A 3,296-nucleotide genomic window follows, 5' to 3' on the forward strand; every position below is an offset into this window, starting at 1 on the left:
TGGAGGGACCATGCCCCTAAGCCATTTCGACTCGAAAGGCGTTGCGCATATGGTTGATGTTTCAGCCAAACCCATCACGCATCGGGTGGCCGTCGCGGCGGGCTCGGTGGTGATGGCACCTGAAACGCTGGCGCTAGTGCAGTCTGGCAGCGCAAAAAAGGGGGACGTTCTTGGTGTGGCGCGGCTGGCAGGCATCATGGGTGCCAAGCGCACACCCGACCTCATTCCGCTCTGCCACCCGCTGCCGCTGACCCGCGTGGCGCTGGACCTAGAGGCCGACGCGACCCTGCCCGGTGTGCGGATTACCGCAACGGTTGAAACCGAGGGCCGCACCGGTATCGAGATGGAGGCGCTGACAGCCGTCTCGGTGGCGGCGCTGACGGTTTATGACATGCTTAAGGCCGTTGACCGCGCCATGCACATCGAAGGCATCCATGTGACGCTAAAAGATGGCGGAAAATCGGGTCGTTACGAGGCACCCTGATGATTTCGGTTGAAGAGGCGCTGGCCCGGGTTCTGGCGCTTGCGCGCCCGGTGCAAACTGAAACCGTGCCGCTGCGCACCGCCTGCGGCCGGGTTCTGGCCGCACCGGCGATAGCGCAACTGACGCAGCCGCCGTTCGACGCGGCCTCGATGGATGGCTATGCGGTCAGCACCGCCGACCACACACCCGGCGCGCAGCTGCGGGTGGTGGGCGAGTCGAGCGCGGGCGCGGGCTATGAGGGCGCGCTTTCTGCTGGTGAGGCGCTGCGCATTTTCACCGGCGCGCCGGTGCCTGCGGGGGCCGACTGGGTGGTGATGCAAGAGCATATCACCCGTGAGGGCGACCTGATCACCCTGCCCGACCGGCTTGAGGTGCAACCGAACATCCGGCGGCGCGGGCAAGACTTTGCCGCGGGCGCAGAGCTTGCGGCACCGTTGCGCCTCACACCGCGCCATATCGGGCTTTTGGCCGCCATGAACGTGCCGTCGGTCGTGGTTGCGCGCCGCCCGGTGGTGGCGGTAATCGCCACGGGAAACGAGTTGGTCATGCCCGGCGAAAGCCCCGGTCCTGACCAGATCATCTGCTCCAATTCCTTCGCCTTGGTAGCGATGGCCGAGGCCGCAGGGGCCGAGGCGCGGCTTTTGCCGATTGCGCGTGACAGCGAGGCGGCACTTTCGCAGGCCTTCAAGCTTGCCGCAGGGGCGGACCTTATCATCACCTCGGGCGGCGCTTCGGTTGGGGAATACGATCTGGTGGGGCGCGTGGCCGAAACGCTCGGGCTAGAGCGCGCGTTCTGGAAGGTCGCGATGCGGCCGGGCAAACCGCTGATGGCGGGGCGCATGGGCCAGACGGTGCTGCTTGGCCTGCCGGGCAACCCGGTTTCGGCCTTCGTCACGGCGCGGCTTTTTCTGCTGCCGATGCTTGCGGCGATGCAGGGCTTGCCGGGCGAGCACCGGGCGATGCGCGCCCGCCTTGCCGCGCCGCTTACCGCCAACGGCGAGCGCGCCCATTACATGCGATCGCGCCTTGGCGCGGGCGATGCGCCCACGATAGCGCCGTTTACCGAGCAGGATTCGGCCCTGCTGACAATTCTGACAGAGGCCGACGCGCTGCTGATCCGCCCGCCACATGATGGCCCACGCGCCGCAGGTGACTGGGTAGATTACCTGCCGCTTTAGCCCAAGGCGTTGACACGAAACGGGAACACGGTTAGAACATAGCTTGAACAAACCTGCGGAGTTGTATCCATGCTGACGCGCAAGCAATTGGAATTACTAGATTTCATTCAAAAGCGCACGCAGCGCGACGGGGTTCCGCCTTCGTTCGACGAAATGAAGGACGCGTTGGACCTGCGGTCGAAATCAGGGATTCACCGGCTGATTACCGCGTTGGAAGAGCGTGGCTTTATCCGCCGCCTTGCGCACCGCGCCCGCGCCATAGAAATCGTCAAACTGCCCGAGGCGATGGAACGCCCCGGCTTTAGCCCGAAGGTGATTGCAGGCGACCGGCGCGATCCGCCGCGTGGCGCGCTGCCGGTTGCGGCCGGGGTGATGGAACTGCCGCTGATGGGCCGGATCGCCGCTGGCGTGCCGATCGAGGCGATTTCCGAGATTTCGCACCACATCACGGTGCCCGACTCGATGCTTTCCGGGCGCGGCCAGCACTATGCGCTAGAGGTAAAGGGCGACTCGATGATCGAAGCGGGCATCAACGATGGTGACATCGTCGTGATCCGCGAGCAGGGCACCGCTGAAAACGGCGATATCGTGGTGGCGCTGGTCGAGGGGCATGAGGCCACGCTAAAGCGTTTCCGCCGCAAGAACGGCATGATCGCACTGGAAGCCGCCAACCCCGCCTATGAAACCCGCCTGTTGCGCGACGATCAGGTGGCGGTGCAAGGGCGCCTTGTAGGCTTGATTCGTAGCTATTGAGCGGGCAGCAAGGGCATTGCGGGCTGTAACCTTCGCGGCCCCTGCCCGGTCTCGGGCTATCGCGCCTTGGCTGCGGGTGCCCAAAGGCGCGCTCCGTGCGTTTCTGCCACGGTCTGAATGCGCAACCCCGCGCCCTCGGGGGTGATCGAGACAGCGCCACTTTTGCGCAAAGTCGCAAGATCGAACAGCAGGCAACCATCCGGTGCGGGGCGCTCGGCCACGGCTGCCAGCACCACCACCGCACCCGGCGTGCAGGAATCGTTCACGCGCGCCGATGCGCCCTTCCCCGTCAGATGAACCACGCGCCGCCCGGCAAGTTCCGCCTCGCGGGTGCCTGTGGGGCCTGTCCAGCCGGGGCGGGTTGCGGCCTCTTCGGGAGGGGCGGTGTCACCATCTTCAAGCAGCCAAGTTTCGGCCACGAATCCTGCGCCCGCCTTGGAAAGCGCGCGGCCCTCGGGCGTCATCAGCCCCACGAGCTCGCCCTCCGGTGCAATCAGCAGCGCCGGGCGCTTTGCCTGCGTCCAAAGCAGTGCGGCCCCAAGCGCAAGCACCAGCCCAAGCCCACGCGCCGCCCCGCGCCCCAGCACCGCAAGTGCTGCGGCCAGTGCCAGCATCGGCAGCACCGGGTCTGGCGGCAGCATCACCGCGCGCTGCGCGCCCTCCAACCCGCTTACCCAATCTGAGACGAGGATCATCCAGCGCGTGCCCTGTTCCATCACCCAAAGCGGCGGTCCGGCCAGCCCGAAGGGTGCCGCGATCGCTGCAATGACGCCTGCGGGCATCACCGCCGTGCCCATCACCGGCACCACGAGAAGGTTGGCTAGCAGCCCGTATTCCTGCATCCGATTGAAATGCACAGCGGCAATCGGTGCCGAGGCAAA

General features: G+C 66.1%; 4 protein-coding genes. 3 read left to right on the forward strand and 1 reads right to left on the reverse strand.

Going from position 1 to position 3,296, the window contains the following annotated elements:
- Positions 1–10 precede the first annotated feature (10 nt).
- From moaC to lexA, 3 genes are all read left to right on the forward strand, one after another.
- Positions 11–484, forward strand: a complete 474-nt coding sequence (moaC, locus tag ABY403_RS14890; protein ID WP_372841609.1) for a cyclic pyranopterin monophosphate synthase MoaC — start codon at positions 11–13, stop codon at positions 482–484.
- A complete protein-coding gene (gene glp, locus ABY403_RS14895) occupies positions 484–1,662 on the forward strand; it encodes a gephyrin-like molybdotransferase Glp (protein ID WP_372841606.1) in 1,179 nt (392 codons plus the stop codon). The genes moaC and glp overlap by 1 nt, the downstream gene beginning before the upstream one ends.
- A 69-nt stretch (positions 1,663–1,731) precedes the next feature.
- A complete protein-coding gene (gene lexA, locus ABY403_RS14900) occupies positions 1,732–2,415 on the forward strand; it encodes a transcriptional repressor LexA (protein WP_372841607.1) in 684 nt (227 codons plus the stop codon).
- A gap of 56 nt (positions 2,416–2,471) precedes the next feature.
- Here the strand turns inward: lexA and ABY403_RS14905 are convergent.
- Positions 2,472–3,296: ComEC/Rec2 family competence protein (locus ABY403_RS14905; protein WP_372841608.1), on the reverse strand; the 825-nt coding region annotated here is incomplete at its 5' end.

This window comes from Phaeovulum sp. (assembly GCF_041596715.1).
Taxonomy (GTDB): domain Bacteria; phylum Pseudomonadota; class Alphaproteobacteria; order Rhodobacterales; family Rhodobacteraceae; genus UBA6213.